Consider the following 17,676-nt stretch of genomic DNA (forward strand, 5'->3'; position numbering starts at 1 on the left):
AAAAGCGCACCAAAGAACGCCCCGAGGACGATGGTCAGAGCTTCCTCGCTCACCCGGTCACGGCGCCTTCCCGACGTCCCGGCGACTCACCAGCCGCGCTCGGCCAGCCGGTGCGGCTGCGGGACGTCGTCGACGTTGATGCCCACCATGGCCTCACCGAGGCCACGCGAGACCTTGGCGACCATGTCGGGGTCGTCGTGGAAGGTCGTCGCCTTGACGATCGCCTCGGCCCGCTCGGCCGGGTTGCCCGACTTGAAGATGCCCGAACCGACGAAGACGCCCTCGGCGCCGAGCTGCATCATCATCGCGGCGTCCGCGGGCGTCGCGATACCCCCGGCGGTGAAGAGGACCACCGGCAGCTTCCCGGTCTCGGCGACCTCCTTGACGAGGTCGTAGGGGGCCTGGAGCTCCTTCGCCGCGACGTAGAGCTCGTCGCCCTCCATCGAGCGCAGCCGGTTGATCTCGGCCCGCAGCGACCGCATGTGCGTCGTCGCGTTCGAGACGTCGCCGGTCCCGGCCTCGCCCTTGGACCGGATCATCGCCGCGCCCTCGGTGATGCGCCGCAGCGCCTCGCCGAGGTTCGTCGCACCGCAGACGAAGGGGACGGTGAAGGCCCACTTGTCGATGTGGTTGGCGTAGTCGGCCGGGGTGAGCACCTCGGACTCGTCGACGTAGTCGACCCCGAGGCTCTGCAGCACCTGGGCCTCGACGAAGTGACCGATCCGGGCCTTGGCCATGACCGGGACCGAGACGGCCTCGATGATGCCGTCGATCATGTCCGGGTCGCTCATCCGGGAGACCCCGCCCTGGGCGCGGATGTCGGCGGGGACCCGCTCGAGGGCCATGACGGCGACGGCGCCGGCGTCCTCGGCGATCTTGGCCTGCTCGGGCGTGACGACGTCCATGATGACGCCACCCTTGAGCATCTCGGCCATCCCCCGCTTGACGCGGGTCGTACCGGTGCCGGGGGCGCTGTTCTGCTCGGTCATGGCGCCGATTCTAGGTCCGCCCGGGGACGTGCCCGACCACCGGCCACTCAGCGGGCCAGGGCCGCCGGGAGCTCGTCGTCGAACTCGACCCTCTCGGGTAGGGCGGCGTGCCCCGCGAGGCGGAACCATCGCACCACCCACTTGGCCCGGACCCTGCGCACCTCCCGGACCGCGTCGTTGTGGAACTGCCGGGCCATCCGGGCTCGCAGCGCGCTGGAGGCGATCCGCGACAGCGCGTCGTCGACGAGCTCGTCGTCGTCCTCGCGCAGGTGCGACACCGTCTCCTCCGTGAGGGTCGCCGCGAGCGCCTCGGAGAGCGCCGCCTCGACGTCCTCCCGCCCGCCGAAGTGCTGGCCGTCGAGGAGGTCGTCGTCGAGCGGGTGTTCGGTGACCCGCTCGAGCGACTCGGTGGCGGCGTCCGCGAGCAGCAGGGCCGAGGCCGGCTCGAGGACCCCGCTGTTGGCGAGCTCGAGGGTCGCCTCGGCCCTCCTGACGAGCTGGGCGTCCAAGGCGGACATGGCGCCCTCGACCTTCGCGTGCAGGCGGTCGAGCCGGGCTGCGCTGTACGAGAGGTACCAGGCCAGCGCCACCACGAGGATGACCACGAAGGTCGTCACCTGGAGGACGTCGATCTCGACCATGCTCACCGCTGACCGTTCGTCGAGGAGCCGCCGACGAGCCGACCCCAGAGGCCGCCCCGCGACTCCGGGTGATGGACGCCCACACCCGCGAGGACGGTCTCGTACACGGCCATGACCTGCCGGGACACCGGGCCCCAGTCGAACTCCGGCGCCCGCTCACGGCCCCGTAGGCACAGCAGGTCGCGGCGTGCCGGGTCGGCGAGGAGCTCGACCACGGCCCCGCCGAGGGCGGTGGCGTCCCCGGTGCGCACCACGACGCCCGCCCGCCCGCCGTCGAGCACCCGGGAGAAGGCCTCGAGATCGGAGGCGACGACCGGGGCGCCCGCGGCCATCGCCTCGACGAGCACGATGCCGAAGGACTCGCCGCCGAGATGGGGTGCGAGATAGAGGTCGACCGAAGCGAGCAGCGACGCCTTGTCCACGTCGGACACCGCTCCGAGCAGGGTGGTGGCGGCGACCGCACGGGGGTCGGCGTGGGCGAGAATCTCGCCGGCGTCGCCGGGACCGGCGACGAGCAGACGCACACCCGGGTGCTGGTCGAGCACGCCCGGGAGCGCGTCGAGCGCGACGTGCAGGCCCTTGCGCGGCTCGTCGACCCGGCCGAGGAAGGCCAGCGTCGGGGCGCCCGGCACGCCCTCCCACTCCTGGCGCACGGCGGCCTGCGCGAAGCGCCGGACGTGCACACCGTTCGGGATGATGTAGGTGTCCCCGCCGAGATGGCTGCGCACGGTGCCGGCCGCCGCCTCGGAGACCGCGATCCGCGCCCGGATCTTCTCCAGCGAGGTCCGCAGCAGGGGCTGGGCGGCGTGCATCGCCCGCGAGCGTGTCGTCGAGGTGTGGAACGTCGCGACCACCGGCTCCTCGGCGGCCCACAGGGCCATGAGCGAGACCGACGGGGTGACCGGCTCGTGGAGGTGGACGAGGTCGAAGCCCCCTGACTCAAGCCACCGGCCGACGCGGGCCGAGGTGACCGGGCCGAACGTCAGCCGGGCCACCGAGCCGTTGTAGCGCACCGGGACCGCCCGGCCGCAGGACACCAGGTACGGCGGGAGGTCGCCGTCCTCGTCGGCCGGGGCGAGCACGGAGACCTCGTGGCCCTGGGCGAGGAAGACCTCCGCGAGGTCCCGGACGTGGAACTGCACCCCTCCCGGGACGTCGAACGAGTAGGGGCAGACCATCCCGATCCTCACGTCGGGCTCCCGACGCGGACGGGGTCGAGGTCCTCGACGAAGACCCGCTGCAGCATGTGCCAGTCCGTCGGGTGCTCCCGGATGGCCCCGCCGAGGGCGTCGGCACAGGCCTGGGTCATGGCCAGCACCTTCTCGCGCGTCGGCCCCGCGGTCGGCACGGGCACCTGCGGGTGGAAGGTGACGACGATCCCCCATCCGCTCCCCCGGCGCTCGTGGCGGATCGACACGGGGACCAGCGGGCGGCGCTCGGCGAGGGCGAGCGCGGCAGGTCCCGGCGCCATCCGGGCAGGGAGCCCGCAGAGGTCGACGGTCACCCCGCGCCGGGTGATGTCGCGGTCGGCGAGCAGCGGGAGGAGCCCCGGGCGCCGGGCCGCCTCGCGCAGCGCCGCGAAGACGTCCGGGCCTCCGGTGAGCGGCAGGATGGTCATCCCGAGCCCTTCCCGGAACTCGAGGAACTCGCGGAAGACCGCCTCGGGCTCGAGCCGTTCGGCGACCGTCGTCACGGCCCCGAGGTGCTGGGTGCACCAGGCCCCGGCGAGGTCCCAGTTGCCGAGGTGCCCGAGGAAGCACACGACCGACCCGCCCTCGGCGAGCACCCGGCGCACCGGCGCGTCCCCCTCGGTGCGGACCCGGTCGGCGAGCTCGTCGCGGGAGAGCACGGGAAGCCGGAAGGCCTCGCAGTAGTACCGCAGGTAGGAGCGCATGCCCTCGCGGACCAGGGCGTCGAGCGTCGCCGCGTCGGTGCCGGGCCGAACCCGGGCGTAGTTCGCGCGCATCCGCTCCGCGCCACCGCGCGCGACCGTGAGGTCGGCGACGGCGTCGAAGGTGCGGTAGGCGACCCGCTCGGGCATCCGGCGGACCACCGCGAACCCCAGGCGGTGCGCGGCGACGGTCGCGGCGTCCGCCATCCCGGACGGGAGGAGGCTCACCGCGGGACCAGGGCCTGGCGCCGGACCTCCAGCATCCGCTGGACGACGGTGACGAGGCTGGCCAGCGCGAGGAGGGCGAGCACGACCCCGAGGAAGACGGTCGGCAGCCCCAGCAGGCCGGTGAGACCCGTGGCGACGAGGACGGCGACGAGCCGGTCGGCGCGCTCGGCGATGCCGACGTCAGCCGTCATGCCGAGACCCTCCGCCCGGGCCTTCGCGTACGACACGACGCTGCCGAGGATGAGGCACCCCAGCGCCAGTGCGGCCATGTAGGCGTTGCCGCCGTCGCCGGCGTACCAGAGCACGAGCCCCCCGAAGATCGCCGCGTCACCCACCCGGTCCAGGGTGGAGTCGAGGTAGGCGCCCCAGCTGCTCGAGCGGCCGAGACGCCGCGCCATGATGCCGTCGACGGTGTCGGAGAAGACGAACGCCGTGATGACCAGGGTCCCGACGAGGAACTGTCCCCGCGGGTAGAAGACCAGGGCACCGGCCGCGACCCCGACGGTACCGATGATCGTCACGACGTCCGGGCTCACTCCGAGCCGGATGAGGAGAGATGCGACCGGGGTGAGGATCTTCGTGAAGAAGGCGCGCGCGTATCGGTTGAGCATGGTGCTGCCAGCGTAGTGGGACGCTCGCCGCGTCCCGGGCACCCGGCCTCCGAACCTGCCCCTCCCCTTGTGCTGCGGGGTCGGCAGGAGTTGATTGGGGGCATGAGCGGCAGCGTGGCCCAGGCACCTCCCGTCCACGACGTGTCCCGGCTGCGGACCGTCGTCCTCGTGGGACCGGGCGGTGCGGGCACGTCGAGGCTCTTCGACCACGTCGTGGGCACCCTCTCCCCGCGCCGCAGCGGGTCCCGGCGCACCGAGGTGTCACCCGGCCTCCGCGTCGCGACCCTGCCGCTCGGGAAGGTGGTGCTCACTCTGCTCGACGCACCGGGCAACCCCGACTTCGTCGGTCAGGTACGGGCGGGTCTGCGGGCCGCGGACGCCGCCCTCTTCGTCGTCTCGGCCGCGGACGGCGCGGACGCCCGGTCCCGTGCGCTGTGGCACGAGTGCGCGCTGGTCGGGATGCCGCGCGCTGTGCTCGTGACCCAGCTCGACACACGGGACGCCGACTTCGTCGCGACGCTCGAGGACTGCCGCGCGCACTTCGGGGGCGGCATCCAGCCCCTCGGGGTGCCCGTCCCCGGGGTGGACGGCGCCGTGACGTCGGTCGCCGACCTGCTCCTCGGCGAGATCCACGACTACTCGGGCGGCGAGCGGAGCGTCCGCGCCGCGGGTCCGGAGCACGCGGAGGTCTTCGACACCCACCGGCCCGGGCTCGTCGAGGGGATCATCGAGGAGTCCGAGGACCCCGACCTCATGGAGCGCTACCTCGCCGGTGACGCGCTCGACCTCCCGACCCTCGAGGGGGACCTCCTGGCAGCGGTGTCCCGTGGCGCCTTCCACCCGGTCCTGCCGGTCTCCGGCGAGACGGGGGCCGGTGTGGACGTCGTGCTCCACCTCGTCGAGGCGGCACTCCCCCACCCCGGCCTGCACCCGCTGCCCACGGTCACCCCGGTCGGTGGGGGTGACCCGGTCGAGCTGGCTGCCGACCCGGACGGCCCGCTGGTCGCCGAGGTCGTGCACACCGAGTCCGACGCCTACGTCGGGCACCTCTCCCTCGTGCGGGTGTTCTCGGGCACGTTGCGCGCGGACCGGCCGGTGCACGTCTCGGGCCACCTCGAGCTCCTCGACGGCCCCACCGGCGAGGGGCACGAGGCCCACGACGACGACGTGCGGCCCGGGTCGGTCGCCGCTCCGCTCGACGGTGAGCTGATGGCGAAGGACCACGCCGTCGCCGGCGAGGTCGTCGTCGTCACGAAGCTGACGGGTGCGCAGACCTCCGACACCCTCTCCGACCCGTCCCGGCCACTGCTCGTCACGCCGTGGGCCCTCCCCGACGCGCTGCTGCCCGCGGCGGTGCGCGCCGCGAGCCGGGCCGACGAGGACCGGATGCCCGTGGCGTTCCGCGAGCTCGCGGCCGAGGACCCGTCCCTGCGCATCGACCACGACGGGGACACGGGGCAGGTCGTGCTGTGGACCACCGGGCCCGCGCACCTCGACCTCGTGCTGCACCGGATGCGAGACCGGTTCAACGTCGGTGTCGAGCAGGTGCCGGTGACGGTCGCGCTCAAGGAGACCGCGACGGGTCGCTGCGAGGCCCAGGGGCGGCATGTCAAGCAGTCCGGCGGGCACGGGCAGTACGCCGTGTGCCACCTCGTGCTCGAGCCGCTGCCCCGCGGGTCCGGGGTGCGTTTCGACGAGGTCGTCGTGGGCGGTGCCGTGCCTCGGCAGTTCATCGGCAGCGTCGAGAAGGGTGTGCACGCGCAGCTCGCCAAGGGCCTCCTCGCCGGTTGGCCGGTCACCGACGTCCAGGTCACCCTCACCGACGGCAAGGCGCACAGCGTCGACTCCTCCGACATGGCCTTCCAGACGGCCGCCGGGCTCGCGCTGCGCGAGCTCGCCTCACCGGCGACGCTCTGCCTTCTCGAACCGATCGACACCGTGCACGTGACGGTCGACGACGAGCACCTCGGTGCCGTGATGACCGATGTCAGCACCCGGCGCGGCCAGATCCTCGGCTCCGAGCCCGCGCCCGAACCCGGTCGTTCGGTGCTCACCGCCGCCGTGCCACGGCTCGAGCTGCTCGACTACGCGGTCGCGCTGCGCTCCCTGGCGCACGGGACCGGCACCTTCCACCGTGAGCCCCGGGGCTACGAGGAGCTGCCGGAGCGGATCGCCCGCGAGCACCTCGGGGCACGGGCCACGGTTCCCTGACCCTCCCTCAGGCGGGCCAGTGCTCGGCGAGCCGCCCGCGGACGTCCTCGAGGAGCATCGGCATCGCCTTGGTCCGCGCGACGATCGGGAGGAAGTTGCTGTCGCCACCCCACCGTGGGACGACGTGCTGGTGCAGGTGCGCCGCGACGCCCGCCCCGGCGACCGCTCCCTGGTTCATCCCCAGGTTGAAGCCCATCGGCGCCGACGCCGACTCCAGCGCCCGGACGGCCCCCTTGGTCAGGGCGGTGAACTCAGCGGTCTCGTCGTCCGTGAGGTCGACGTAGAGGGCCACGTGCCGGTACGGGCAGACGAGGACGTGACCCGGGTTGTACGGGAAGAGGTTCATGACGACGAAGCAGTGCTCCCCCCGGTGCACGACGAGGCCCTCCTCGTCGGGCTTGCCGGGCGCCGCGCAGAAGGGGCACCCGTCCCCGCCCTCCGGGTCCGGCCGGTCGCCCTGGATGTAGACCATCCGGTGCGGCGTCCAGAGCCGCTCGAAGCCGTCCGCGTCGCCGGTGAAGTCGGCAGGGTCCTCGGACTGGGGCATGCTCCCGATCCTAGGGGCCGGACGAGGAGGCTCGTCGGTGGCGGCGCGTGGGTCGAGCAGGTCCGGCAGGTCGCCGCTCTCGGTCAGGCCTGGGCGTGCGGCCCGAGACGCAGCTCCATGAGCCGCTCCGACGGGGGCCGGAAGCCGGCCCTCTCGTAGAGCGTGCGGGCCTCGGTGTGGGCGTGGAGCTGGATCCGGGTCACGCCGTCCGACCCGGCCCACTCGACGACGGTCCGCAGCAGCTGCTCGCCGATGCCCTGCCCACGGGCGTCGGCGCTGACGAAGAGCAGGCCGACGTGGAACCACGCCGTGGCCGGGCGGCGGGTGCTCGGCAGCTTCTGCACCCGGGTGCCGTGCACGACCCCCAGCGGCCGCCCCGAGGGGTCCTCGGCGAGCCAGGTCCGTCGGGCCCGGTCGCGCAGCCAGGCGTCCGCGAGGTCGTCGAGGAAGCCGGGACGGACGACGCCTCCCTGCTCGCGCTCGTCCTGGATGTGCAGCGCGGCGACGGAGAACGCGTCCCGGGGCTCTGCCGGGCGCACCCGCACCGCCTGGGTCGTGTCCACGACCCCCAGCATGGCGGACGCCGACCCGTCGCGGCACCCGCTCGGGCGAACCACCGGGCCCGGACAATAGGCGAGGCCCCGGGAAGTATGAGTTCCCGGGGCCTCTGGTGACCCGGTGTGATGCTCCGCGTCTCACGAGTCGCTCTCCGGCCACCACCACCCTCATCACAGGCTGGCTCCTCGCGGCAGAACCGCGTGGCCTGGTGGCCTTCCTTCGTCTCGATCCCTCCGCCACCGAAGTGGTGGAGTGGGTTATTTCTAGTCCGCCCGCGCGGGTCTCCGCAAGGGGTTCGGGCGACCGATCTCGGGTCGCCCGGCTGCGCTTGGCGTGTCGTCGGTGTGTCGTGTGACGGACGTGACCGGGGCTCGTCCTCCGGTCATGCCGTCCCGGCATGCGGACCTACTCGAGGGTCATCGCGTAGACCTCGAACCGGTCGTCCCCGGGAAGCGTCACCGCCTGCAGCTCGCGGTCGGGGTCGACCTCGACGCTCACCCCGAAGATCTGCACGGGCGGCCCGTCGACGCCGGCTCCGGCCTTGATCCGGTGGTCCATGGCGACGGCCACCTCGTTGCCGTGGTGCCCACTGCCGGCGGCCCAGTCGGTGAGGGCCACCGGCACCGAGTCGACCGTGCCGTCGGTGTAGGTGAGCCGCAGCCGGGTCGAGACGTCGCCGTCGTGCGTCGCTCCGAGCACGCGCAACCGGCTGCGGGAGGCGGCCGGGACCAGCAGCGTCCGGCCGTCCGCCTCGACGAAGCTCGGGGTGGTCCCCGCGGTCTCGGGCAGCGAGAACGTCGAGCCGTCCCACTCCCACAGCCCCGGCGCCGGGAGGAGGTCGGCGTCGTAGCTCCAGCCGGAGCCGTCGAAGTCCCCGTCGCCGGGAGCGTCGACGGTGGCGGTGCCGTCGTGCGTCCGGACCCCGTCGAGGTCCACCGGGCAGGTGTCGGCGTCCGTTGCCGCACAGCGCAGGGGCTCGCGCACCTGCACGGTCACGGTGCGGACGACGTCCTCGATGCCCGGCGCACTCGCCCGGACCGTCACCTCGTGGTCACCCTCGCCGAGATCCTCCGGGAGACGCAGCGTCACCGGCACCTGCTCGGTCGCGGGCGCCTCCTTGCTGCGCAGCACGACCCGGTGGCCGTGGTTCCCCACGCGGGACCTCCAGCCCTCCGGCGTGGTCACGTCCAGCTCGACCGGGAGGCCGCGCGGCGCCTGGCCGACGAGCTCGACCGTCAGGGTCGCGCGGTCGTCACCGACCGGGACGACGAGCGGGTCCGGGCGGACCGCCATGGACAGCCGTACCCGAGGGTCGCGGCGGGCCGGCACGACCGAGGGCGGCACGTCGGAGGACCGGGTGCCCCACCGGCTCGGTCGCGTGCCGACCGTCTGGGCGATCGTCCCGCCGTCGCGCACCGCGTCCCACGACACCCAGCTCTTCGTGCTCCGGCGCCCGTCGACGGCGAGCGTGCGCACGTAGCGGGCGTCGTCGGAGACCCCGGGTGCCGTGATCGTGAGGTGCCCGCCCTGGCCGGTCCGGACACCGGTCGGCCGCTGCACCGTGATATCGACCCGCTCGAACTGGGGCGAGGAGACCACGAAGAAGTCGCCCCCGCTCATCGTCGGGTAGAGACCCCACGAGGAGAAGACGTACCAGGCGGACATCGTGCCGAGGTCGTCGTTGCCGGTGACGCCGTCGGCGCCGTCGGTGAAGAGCGTGAACGCGGCGCGGGTGACCGTCGCGGTCTTCGCGGGCTCGCGCACCCAGGCGTACATGTACGGGGCGAGCAGGTCGGGCTCGTTGTTGGGGTTGTACGTCGGCTTGCCGTAGTAGTCGTACGTCTCGACGATCCACGTCGACCGGGCCGTGCCCGCGGGGTCGGCCAGCAGGTCGTCGTAGGCGAAGAAGTCGTCGAGCCGCTGCTCGGCGCTCCGGCGGCCGCCCATGAGCCGGACCAGGCCGGCGGGGTCGTGGGGCACGAGCCACTGGTACTGGTAGGAGCCGCCCTCGTGGAAGGCGTGCGAGGCCTCGACCGGGTCGTAGGGGTCGAGCCAGGTGCCGTCCTCCAGGCGCGGGCGGAAGGTCTCCGTCCCCGCGTCCCACAAGGTGCGGTACCAGCCGGCGCGTTCGGTGAGGGTCCGCGCGTCGGCGCGGTGGCCGAGCCCGGCCGCCATGAGCGCGAGCGAGGCGTCCGCCGCCGCGTACTCGAGGGTCGCCGACGCCGGGTGCGAGCAGTCGTTGTCACCTCCGTGGCTCACGCAGTCGGTGCCGACGTCCAGTCCGTACGGCACGTAGCCGAGCTCCTCGTAGTAGTGCTGACCGGAGCGCCCGTTGTAGGGGCTGTCGGCGGGCGGGCGGCTCGTGGCGTTCGCCAGCAGGAGCGCGTACGCCTCGTCCTCGTGCCCCGCGAGGAAGCCCTTGCTCCAGCCCTCGACGAGGAAGGGCGTCACCGGGTCTCCGGTCATGATGTTCGTCTCGCTGTCGACCAGGGCCCACCGCGGGAGCCATCCGCCCTCGCGCCCGGTCGCCAGCACCGAGAGGTAGGAGTCCCGCGCGACGTCCGGGGCGAGGATCTCCAGCAGCTGGTTCTGCGGGCGGTAGGTGTCCCACAGCGAGAAGTTCTGCCGCGGCGTGTACCCGTCCGCGACGTGCACCTCGCCGTCCCGGCCGAGGTAGCTGCCGTCGGCGTCCGCGGCGAGGTTGGGGTGCAGCAGGGAGTGGTAGAGCGCCGTGTAGTAGGCCGTCCGTCGCTCGTCGGTGCCGCCGGTCACCGGTGCCAGGCCGAGCTGGTCCTCCCAGCGCTGCGCGAGCCGGGTGCGCACGGCGTCGAAGTCGAACCCGTCGCCGGTTTCGGCGAGGAGGTTGGCCCGGGCGCCCTCGGCACCCGTGTAGCTCAGCGCGACCTTGACGGTGACCTCGGAGGTCCCCTCCGGGAAGGTCACCGCCGCGCCGTTGCGGCCGCCGGACGTCTCGGCGTCGCGCCGGCCCGGGGTGAGCGTGCTGCCGCTCCACGTCGCGAAGGAGGAGAACGGGGTGCTGAACTCGGCCCGGAACCAGACGGTGTGCTCGTCCTTGCCGGCGCAGAAGTTGCCGTCGTGGATGCGGCCCTCCACCGCGTGCTCCCCCACGACGTGCACCTCGGAGTCGAAGACGCGCATGTTGGCCTTTCCGGTGTTGAGCAGCACGTTGGCCTGCTCGCCTGCAGGGAACGTGTAGCGCTGCCAGCCGGTGCGGTCCGTGGCGGTCAGCTCGGCCTCGACGTCGTACGTGGCGAGCCCGACGCGGTAGTAGCCGGGGCTCGCCTCCTCGTCGTCGTGGCTGAACGTCGAGCGGTACTCGTCCGGGTCGGTGGAGGTCACCTCTCCCGTGGTGGGGAGGACGGGGAGCTCGCCGACGACCGGACAGCCGACACCGGACAGGTGGGTCTGGCTGAAGCCGTGGATGCGGTTCTGCGAGTAGTCGTAGCCGCCCTCGCCCCCGGTGTCCGGGCTCACCTGCACCATGCCGAACGGCGCGCTCACCCCGGGAAAGGTGTTGCCGTTGTCCTGGGTCCCGACGAACGGGTTGACCCACGAGCCGAGGGGTTCGGCCGCCGAGGCGGAGGTGGAGGCACCGCCGGTGCCGGTGATCAGCACGACCCCGGCGACGACGCCGCCGACGAGACCAGGACGGTACGGCCGGCGCATGGGTCGCTCCTTCGGGTGACGACGCTGTCGGCACCCGACTGTCCTGGGCGGTCCGGTCCTCGGCAACAGGTGGACGAGGTCCTGTCCGCTCCGGACAGGCCGCGGGACAGATGGCCCGGGTCTGCGGCCACCGCAGGCCCGGACGGTCAGACCTGGCGCTTCTCCCGGACGGCGGCGGCGATCTCCTCGACGGCCTCGGCGACCGGCACCCCGTTCTTCTGCGACCCGTCGCGGTAGCGGAAGGACACCGCGCCGGCGGAGCGGTCGTCCTCCCCCGCGATGAGGACGAACGGCACCTTGGCCTTGCTCGCGGTGCGGATCTTCTTCGGGAAGCGGTCGTCGGACTCGTCGAGCTCGAAGCGCAGGCCGGCGGCCCGCAGCTGCTCGCCGACCTCGCGCAGGTACGGGACGAACTCGTCGGCCACCGGCACCCCGAGGGCCTGCACCGGCGAGAGCCAGGGCGGGAACGCGCCGGCGTAGTGCTCGACGAGCACCCCGATGAAGCGCTCGATGGAGCCGAACTTCGCCGAGTGGATCATCACGGGCTGCCGCCGGGAGCCGTCAGCGGCCTGGTACTCGAGACCGAAGCGCTCCGGCGAGGGCTGGTTGAAGTCGTACTGGATGGTCGACATCTGCCAGGTCCGCCCGATCGCGTCCCGGGCCTGCACCGACACCTTGGGCCCGTAGTACGCGGCGCCGCCCGGGTCGGGGACGAGCTCGAGCCCGGACTGGACGCAGACGTCCTCCAGGACCTTCGTCGCCAGCTCCCAGTCCTCGTCCGAGCCGATGAACTTGTCCGGCTTGGAGTCGTCCCGCGTGGAGAGCTCGAGGTAGAAGTCGTCGAGCCCGAAGTCGCGGAACAGCCCTAGGCAGAAGTCGAGCAGGTGCTGGATCTCGGCCGGCGCCTGCTCCGGAGTGACGTAGGAGTGCGAGTCGTCCTGGGCGAAGCCGCGCACCCGGGTGAGCCCGTGGACGACGCCGGACTTCTCGTGCCGGTACACGTGCCCGAACTCGAAGAGCCGCAGCGGGAGGTCGCGGTAGGAACGCTGCCGGGAGCGGTAGATCAGGTTGTGCATCGGACAGTTCATCGCCTTGAGGCGGTAGTCCATGCCGTCGACGTCCATGGGAGGGAACATCCCCTCGCCGTAGTACGGCAGGTGGCCCGAGGTGTGGAAGAGGCCCTCTTTGGCGATGTGCGGGGTGCCGACGTACTCGAAGCCCTCCTCGATGTGCCGGCGACGGACGTAGTCCTCCATCTCCCGTTTGATGACCCCGCCCTTGGGGTGGAAGACCGGCAGACCGGAGCCGATCTCGTCGGGGAAGGAGTAAAGGTCGAGCTCTCGCCCCAGCGTGCGGTGGTCGCGACGCTCGGCCTCCGCGAGCCGGTCGAGATAGGCCTTGAGCTCGTCCTTGCTCGGCCACGCGGTGCCGTACACGCGCTGCAGCTGCGGGTTCTTCTCGGACCCGCGCCAGTAGGCGGCCGCGCTGCGCATGAGCTTGAACGCGTTGCCGAGCACCTTGGTCGACGGCACGTGCGGGCCGCGGCACAGGTCGCCCCAGGCGACCGAGCCGTCGCGGCGGACGTTGTCGTAGATCGTCAGCTGGGACCCGCCGACCTCGACGCTCGCACCTTCGGCGGCGTCCTCGGCGGCGCCGCCCTTGAGGCCGATGAGCTCGATCTTGTAGGGCTCGTCGGCGAGCTCGACGGCGGCGTCTGCGTCGGCGACCTCACGGCGGTGGAAGGTCTGGCCCTCGTTGACGATCTTCTGCATCGCCTTCTCGAGCGCCTTGAGGTCCTCGGGGGTGAACGGGGTCTCGACGTCGAAGTCGTAGTAGAAGCCGTCGCGCACGGGCGGGCCGATGCCGAGCTTCGCCGACGGATGCAGCTGCTGGACGGCCTGGGCGAGGACGTGGGCCGCGGAGTGGCGCAGGACGTCGAGGCCGTCCTGCTCGGCGGCGGTGACGGGCTCGACGACGTCGCCGTCGGCAACGGACAGGTGCAGGTCGCGCAGCTCGCCGCCGACGCGGGCGACGAGGACGCTGCGGTCGCCGTCGAAGAGCTCGGCGTAGGTCGTGCCCTGGTCCACCTGTCGCTCGCTCCCGGCGATGTGGACGGTGACCTGGGCAGACATGACGGCGGCTCCTCGGATGGGCTGACGCACCGGGACCGGCGCGCCCCGATCGTATCGAGCGCGCCGGTCCCCGCTCGCGGCGGTTTCGCCGGACCCGGCCGGCCACTCCTCAGAGCTCGAAGGTCAGCCGGACGAGGTAGCTCGAGTGCTCCTCGCGGGACCGGTAGCGACGAGCCGCCCGCAGCAGCGCGCCGACCCGGTCCCAGGTGCCCTCGACGGACAGGCCGGGGACGTCCCCGCTCGGCTCGTCGCGTTCGACCGGCGGGACCGCCGGGCCGCGGACGTCGGCGGCGGTCACCCGGAACCTGTCGAGCATGATGACGTCGTCCTGGAGGACCCGGCGCGCCAGCGGCGGCACGAGCAGCACCCGGGCCGCGGTGCGGGCCGGGCGGCGACGCAGGGCGAGTCCCCGGTCGGAAGCGGTCACCGACTGCCGGAAGTCCTCGAACTTGGCGGCGGCCAGCTTCTCCGTCGAGCCGCGGCCGTCGATCTCGTACCCCACGACGGTGACCGTGACGTCGTCGGTGGACCCGGCCGCGTCGAGCACCGTGTGGCGGACGACGAGCAGGTCGTCACTGTCGACGCCGGTCCGCACCCAGTGGTAGGTCGTCAGCAGGTCCCCGGTGTCGGTGTCGTGCACCGCGAGGAACACCGCCACCTCGTCCGACCCGCGCCGGCGGCGCCGGGCCCGGCGCTGCGCCGTCCGCCCCGCTGCGGTCTCCACCTCGCACAGCACCGACTGCAGCTCGACTCCCACACCCATGACGTCTCCTCGATCGTGTCCTCGGCGGTCACAGTGCAGGAGGAACGAAGGCGTCGTGTGATACCGGGGACGGTCAGGCGGCGGGCGGGTCGAGAACGAAACGGCCCGTGGTGAGCCAGTGCCGCAGCCGCTCGACGGTGCGCGCGAGGTACTCGGGAGCCATCGCGCGGTACTCCGGGGTGCTCGTCGTGAGCAGCGAGTTCGCGAGGATGAGCTGCCGGGAGGCGATGAGCGTCTCGAAGCGCTCCGGCGGGACGTCGGGCCACTCGACGACCTCGCCGTAGCCGGCGCGCAGCGCGGTCTCGACCTCGGGCGGGTCGCCCCGTAGGTAGTACGTCGCGACCGCGAGATCGAGCGCCGGCGTGGCGAGACCGGCGTCGTCGAAGTCGAAGACGGCGAGCCGGCCCTCGTGCCACTTGAGGTTCCCGCCGTGCAGGTCCCCGTGCACCACCACGGGGGTCGTCGTGGCGACGTCCGCGGCGAACGCCTGCCGGGTGCGCTCGAACGTCTCGGCGACGACCTGGCTGCCGCTGTCGTCCAGCAGCTCGCTGGAGGACAGCCGGTCCTCGTCCCCGCACAGCGGCTCGTCGAACACCGGCAGCGACGTCCCGGAGGGTGGGCTCCAGGTGGAGGCGTGGACGTGCAACGTGGCCATGGCGCGGCCCAGCGCACTGGCCTGGTCGAGGTCGCAGTCCCCGACGTCCTCGCCGTCGAGCCAGGTGTTGACGACGACCCTGAAGTCACGCTCGGGCACGGCGGAGCGGACGATCGTGAAGGGCTCCCCGTGGCGCGTCGGCACGGGATCGGGGACGCGGACGTCGGTGTCGCGGGCCAGCGCGTGCACCCAGGCGAGCTGCGCCGCGAGGTGGGTGTCGTCGGACAGGGAGTTGACGTTGACCCGCAGGGCGACCCGCCGACTGTCGCTCGTGGCGACCTCGAAGGTCGTGTTGAAGCCGTGGAGCACCAGCTCGAGGCGCGCGACCTCCAGCCCGAACCGCGGTGCGGCCTCCAGGGCGACCCGGCGCAGCGCGTCGACCTGGGCCTGCTCGTCGAGGTCCTCGTACCGGGTCGCTGCGTCGTGGGCGGTCACGCGGGCAGCCAAGCACAGCCCGTTCGTGGACCGCGAACGTTTTCCCGCGAGTGAACAGGCGCGACGCGCGCACGTGTCGGGACCCACGACGGGCCGCACCGCGACCCGTTCAGCCGCGCCTCAGGCCTCGAGGGAGAGGACGAGGTGCGTCGTCGACGGGTCCTTGCGGGAGCGGAGCGCGGCGACGTCGCCGCCCGCCGTCGTGGCCCGGACCAGCTCGACGCTCGACGGGAGGAACACCGGCTTGGTGAACCAGACCCGGCTCGTGGAGGGTCCGAGCGAGGTGCGGCCGAGCGCGGCAAGCGTGCGCGCGTAGGTCCACATGCCGTGCGCGATGTGCCGGCGGAAGCCCATGGCGCGTGCCGCGAGAGGGTGCAGGTGGATGGGGTTGACGTCACCCGAGACCGCGGCGTACTCACGGCCGAGGTCGTCGGGCAGCCGCCACACCACGGTGGCGGGGCCCGCCGGGGCGTCGGGTGCCGTGTCGCCCCGCGGTGCGTCGTCGGTGCCGTGTCCGCGGGACAGGTAGACGCTGTCGCACTCCCACACGAGGTCCTCGCCGACCTGGGCCTCGAGCCGGACGTCGAGCGTGCGACCGCGCCGGTGCGGCTGCAGCGAGCCGGCCGTGACCGACAGGGTGAGCGGGTCGGCGGCGTCGAGCGTCCGGTGGGTGGTGACCCGGTTCTCGAGGTGGACCATGCCGGGCAGGGCGAGTGGGAAGTCCGGCCGGGTCATCAGCTCGCACTGCACGGCGAAGGCGAGTACCCACGGGTACGGCTGCGGCACGGCGTCGGACACCGCGTACCCGGTGAGGCGCTGGTAGGCCGCGAGCCGGTGCCGGTCGACGCGGACGTTCTCGACGCGCAGCGTGCGGCCCGGCACCTCGCTCCCCCGGCGCCCGCGGGCGGTGAGGGCGGCCCGGGCGAGCAGCGGCCCGATGGTCGGCAGCGACGGCAGGGTCTCGGTGGTCATCGTCACGCCCCGAGCAGGCTCTGCCCGCAGACGCGGACGACGTTGCCGGTCACCGCGGCCTGGGCATCCGCCGCGAAGTAGGCGATGGTCTCGGCGACGTCGACCGGGAGCCCGCCCTGGGACAGGCTGTTCAGGCGCCGACCGACCTCGCGGGTGGCGAACGGGATCTTCGCGGTCATCTCGGTCTCGATGAAGCCCGGCGCCACGGCGTTGACGGTGATCCCCCGGCGCCGCAGGGCCCTGTCGGCCGCGTAGCCGTCGACGAGCCCGATGACGCCGGCCTTCGACGCCGCGTAGCTGCTCTGCCCGCGGTTGCCTGCGATCCCGGCGATCGAGGACACGAGGACCATCCGGCCGCCGTCGCGCAGCCCGTCCTTGGCGAGCAGGGCCTCGTTCATCCGCAGGATCGACAGCAGGTTGACCTGGAGCACCGAGTCCCAGCGGTCCTCGTCGGTGTTGGCCAGGAGCTTGTCCCGGGTGATGCCGGCGTTGTGCACGACGAGGTCGAGCCCGCCGTGGCGGGTGCGGGCATGCTCGGCGATGCGCGCGCCGGCGTCGGTGGCGGTGACGTCGACCTGCAGCGCGGTGCCGCCGACCTCGTTCGCGACGTCGGCGAGGGAGGCGCCGGCCGCCGGGATGTCGACGCACACGACGGTGGCGCCGTCACGGGCGATGGTACGGGCGATGTCGGCGCCGATCCCGCGGGCGGCCCCGGTGACGACCGCGACCTTCCCGGCGAGGGGGTGCTCGGCGTCGGCCGGGGCGTCCACGGCACCGCCCTCGCCGACCCGGAACACCTGGCCGTCGACGTAGGCGGACCGGCCGGACAGGAGGAACAGCACCGTGCCGAGCGCCGCGCCCTCCGACCCCTCGGTCACGAGGACGAGGTTCGCGGTGGCACCGGCGCGCAGCTCCTTGCCCACCGAGCGGGTGACGCCCTCGAGCGCGCGGCGTGCCGCCTGCTGGGCGACCGAGCCGGAGGTTCCTGGGCGCCGGCCGACGACGACGACCCGCGCGCACCGGCCGAGCCGCTTCAGCGCGGGCGCGAGGGTGGCACGGAGCGACTCGAGGTCGGCGGGGGTCTCGGCGGCGGTGAGGTCGACGACGACACCGCCGAGGCGGGCGCCGTCCGGGACGACCTCGGTGAGCGTCGCGCCCGCGGCCGTCAGCCCGGCCCGCAGGGCGGTGACGGCCGGGGTGTCGGCATGGCCTCCGACGAGTACCGGCCCGTCGACGAGCGGCCCTCCCGGCACGTACCGGCGCAGCGGCACCGGCTGCGGCAGGCCGAGGGTGGTGGCGAGCTTCTTCCCGAAGCCGCTGCTGACGAACGTGGTGTAGCCGTCGGCGCGCGCCACC

At 73.1% G+C, this 17,676-nt stretch carries 14 protein-coding genes; 1 reads left to right on the top strand and 13 read right to left on the bottom strand.

The features are described 5' to 3' along the window. Nucleotides 1-86: 86 nt before the first annotated feature. Genes pdxS through pgsA form a run of 5 tightly spaced genes read right to left on the bottom strand, consistent with a single transcriptional unit; the run spans nt 87 to nt 4,360 of the window. Nucleotides 87-989, bottom strand: a complete 903-nt coding sequence (gene pdxS / locus JQN72_RS06625) for a pyridoxal 5'-phosphate synthase lyase subunit PdxS (RefSeq protein WP_204134385.1) — start codon at nt 987-989, stop codon at nt 87-89. Between the two features lie 47 nt (nt 990-1,036). Beyond that, nucleotides 1,037-1,630: a hypothetical protein gene (locus tag JQN72_RS06630; RefSeq protein WP_204134439.1), complete on the bottom strand. Its 594-nt coding sequence runs from the start codon at nt 1,628-1,630 to the stop codon at nt 1,037-1,039. Between the two features lie 2 nt (nt 1,631-1,632). After that, nucleotides 1,633-2,820, bottom strand: coding sequence for a glycosyltransferase family 4 protein (locus tag JQN72_RS06635; protein WP_204134386.1), 1,188 nt, complete (start codon nt 2,818-2,820; stop codon nt 1,633-1,635). Next, nucleotides 2,817-3,749: a phosphatidylinositol mannoside acyltransferase gene (locus tag JQN72_RS06640; RefSeq protein WP_307812469.1), complete on the bottom strand. Its 933-nt coding sequence runs from the start codon at nt 3,747-3,749 to the stop codon at nt 2,817-2,819. Before JQN72_RS06640 ends, JQN72_RS06635 begins: the two co-directional genes overlap by 4 nt. Next, entirely contained in the window at nt 3,746-4,360 is a 615-nt protein-coding gene (gene pgsA, locus JQN72_RS06645; protein WP_204134387.1) for a phosphatidylinositol phosphate synthase, read from the bottom strand. Before pgsA ends, JQN72_RS06640 begins: the two co-directional genes overlap by 4 nt. A gap of 102 nt (nt 4,361-4,462) precedes the next feature. On the opposite strand from pgsA, the gene JQN72_RS06650 reads away from it, so the two are divergent. Beyond that, complete coding sequence (locus JQN72_RS06650; RefSeq protein ID WP_204134388.1) at nt 4,463-6,571, top strand: elongation factor G; 2,109 nt, start codon at nt 4,463-4,465, stop codon at nt 6,569-6,571. Between the two features lie 7 nt (nt 6,572-6,578). Here JQN72_RS06650 and JQN72_RS06655 read toward each other — a convergent pair whose 3' ends face one another. From JQN72_RS06655 to JQN72_RS06690, 8 genes are all read right to left on the bottom strand, one after another. Next, the gene (locus tag JQN72_RS06655; protein ID WP_204134389.1) at nt 6,579-7,118 is read right to left on the bottom strand and encodes an HIT domain-containing protein; all 540 of its coding nucleotides are present in this window, start codon (nt 7,116-7,118) and stop codon (nt 6,579-6,581) included. 83 nt (nt 7,119-7,201) lie between these two features. After that, the gene (locus JQN72_RS06660; protein WP_204134390.1) at nt 7,202-7,681 is read right to left on the bottom strand and encodes a GNAT family N-acetyltransferase; all 480 of its coding nucleotides are present in this window, start codon (nt 7,679-7,681) and stop codon (nt 7,202-7,204) included. 400 nt (nt 7,682-8,081) lie between these two features. Further along, complete coding sequence (locus tag JQN72_RS06665; RefSeq protein ID WP_204134391.1) at nt 8,082-11,363, bottom strand: GH92 family glycosyl hydrolase; 3,282 nt, start codon at nt 11,361-11,363, stop codon at nt 8,082-8,084. A gap of 146 nt (nt 11,364-11,509) precedes the next feature. Next, nucleotides 11,510-13,495 carry a threonine--tRNA ligase gene (thrS, locus tag JQN72_RS06670; protein ID WP_204134392.1) on the bottom strand — a complete coding sequence of 662 codons (1,986 nt, stop codon included), beginning with the start codon at nt 13,493-13,495 and terminating at the stop codon, nt 11,510-11,512. A 109-nt stretch (nt 13,496-13,604) separates the two neighbouring features. Next, nucleotides 13,605-14,258: a hypothetical protein gene (locus tag JQN72_RS06675; RefSeq protein ID WP_204134393.1), complete on the bottom strand. Its 654-nt coding sequence runs from the start codon at nt 14,256-14,258 to the stop codon at nt 13,605-13,607. 73 nt (nt 14,259-14,331) lie between these two features. Continuing rightward, nucleotides 14,332-15,348 (bottom strand): phosphotransferase enzyme family protein, encoded by a 1,017-nt coding sequence (locus JQN72_RS06680; protein ID WP_204134394.1) that lies wholly within the window; start codon nt 15,346-15,348, stop codon nt 14,332-14,334. Nucleotides 15,349-15,468: 120 nt separating this feature from the next. Next, the gene (locus JQN72_RS06685; protein WP_204134395.1) at nt 15,469-16,320 is read right to left on the bottom strand and encodes a MaoC/PaaZ C-terminal domain-containing protein; all 852 of its coding nucleotides are present in this window, start codon (nt 16,318-16,320) and stop codon (nt 15,469-15,471) included. 2 nt (nt 16,321-16,322) lie between these two features. Continuing rightward, entirely contained in the window at nt 16,323-17,675 is a 1,353-nt protein-coding gene (locus JQN72_RS06690) for a 3-oxoacyl-ACP reductase (RefSeq protein WP_204134396.1), read from the bottom strand. Between the last annotated feature and the right edge of the window lies 1 nt (nt 17,676).

The sequence above is a fragment of the Phycicoccus sp. CSK15P-2 genome, assembly GCF_016888005.1.
Taxonomy (GTDB): Bacteria; Actinomycetota; Actinomycetes; order Actinomycetales; family Dermatophilaceae; genus Phycicoccus.

Bases quoted from the DNA above. Each gene is read 5' to 3' on its own strand.
- JQN72_RS06630 (WP_204134439.1), bottom strand. From the start codon at position 1,630: ATGGTCGAGATCGACGTCCTCCAGGTGACGACCTTCGTGGTCATCCTC.
- pdxS (WP_204134385.1), bottom strand. From the start codon at position 989: ATGACCGAGCAGAACAGCGCCCCCGGCACCGGTACGACCCGCGTCAAG.
- JQN72_RS06665 (WP_204134391.1), bottom strand. From the start codon at position 11,363: ATGCGCCGGCCGTACCGTCCTGGTCTCGTCGGCGGCGTCGTCGCCGGG.
- pgsA (WP_204134387.1), bottom strand. From the start codon at position 4,360: ATGCTCAACCGATACGCGCGCGCCTTCTTCACGAAGATCCTCACCCCG.
- JQN72_RS06675 (WP_204134393.1), bottom strand. From the start codon at position 14,258: ATGGGTGTGGGAGTCGAGCTGCAGTCGGTGCTGTGCGAGGTGGAGACC.
- JQN72_RS06650 (WP_204134388.1), top strand. From the start codon at position 4,463: ATGAGCGGCAGCGTGGCCCAGGCACCTCCCGTCCACGACGTGTCCCGG.
- JQN72_RS06655 (WP_204134389.1), bottom strand. From the start codon at position 7,118: ATGCCCCAGTCCGAGGACCCTGCCGACTTCACCGGCGACGCGGACGGC.
- thrS (WP_204134392.1), bottom strand. From the start codon at position 13,495: ATGTCTGCCCAGGTCACCGTCCACATCGCCGGGAGCGAGCGACAGGTG.
- JQN72_RS06685 (WP_204134395.1), bottom strand. From the start codon at position 16,320: ATGACCACCGAGACCCTGCCGTCGCTGCCGACCATCGGGCCGCTGCTC.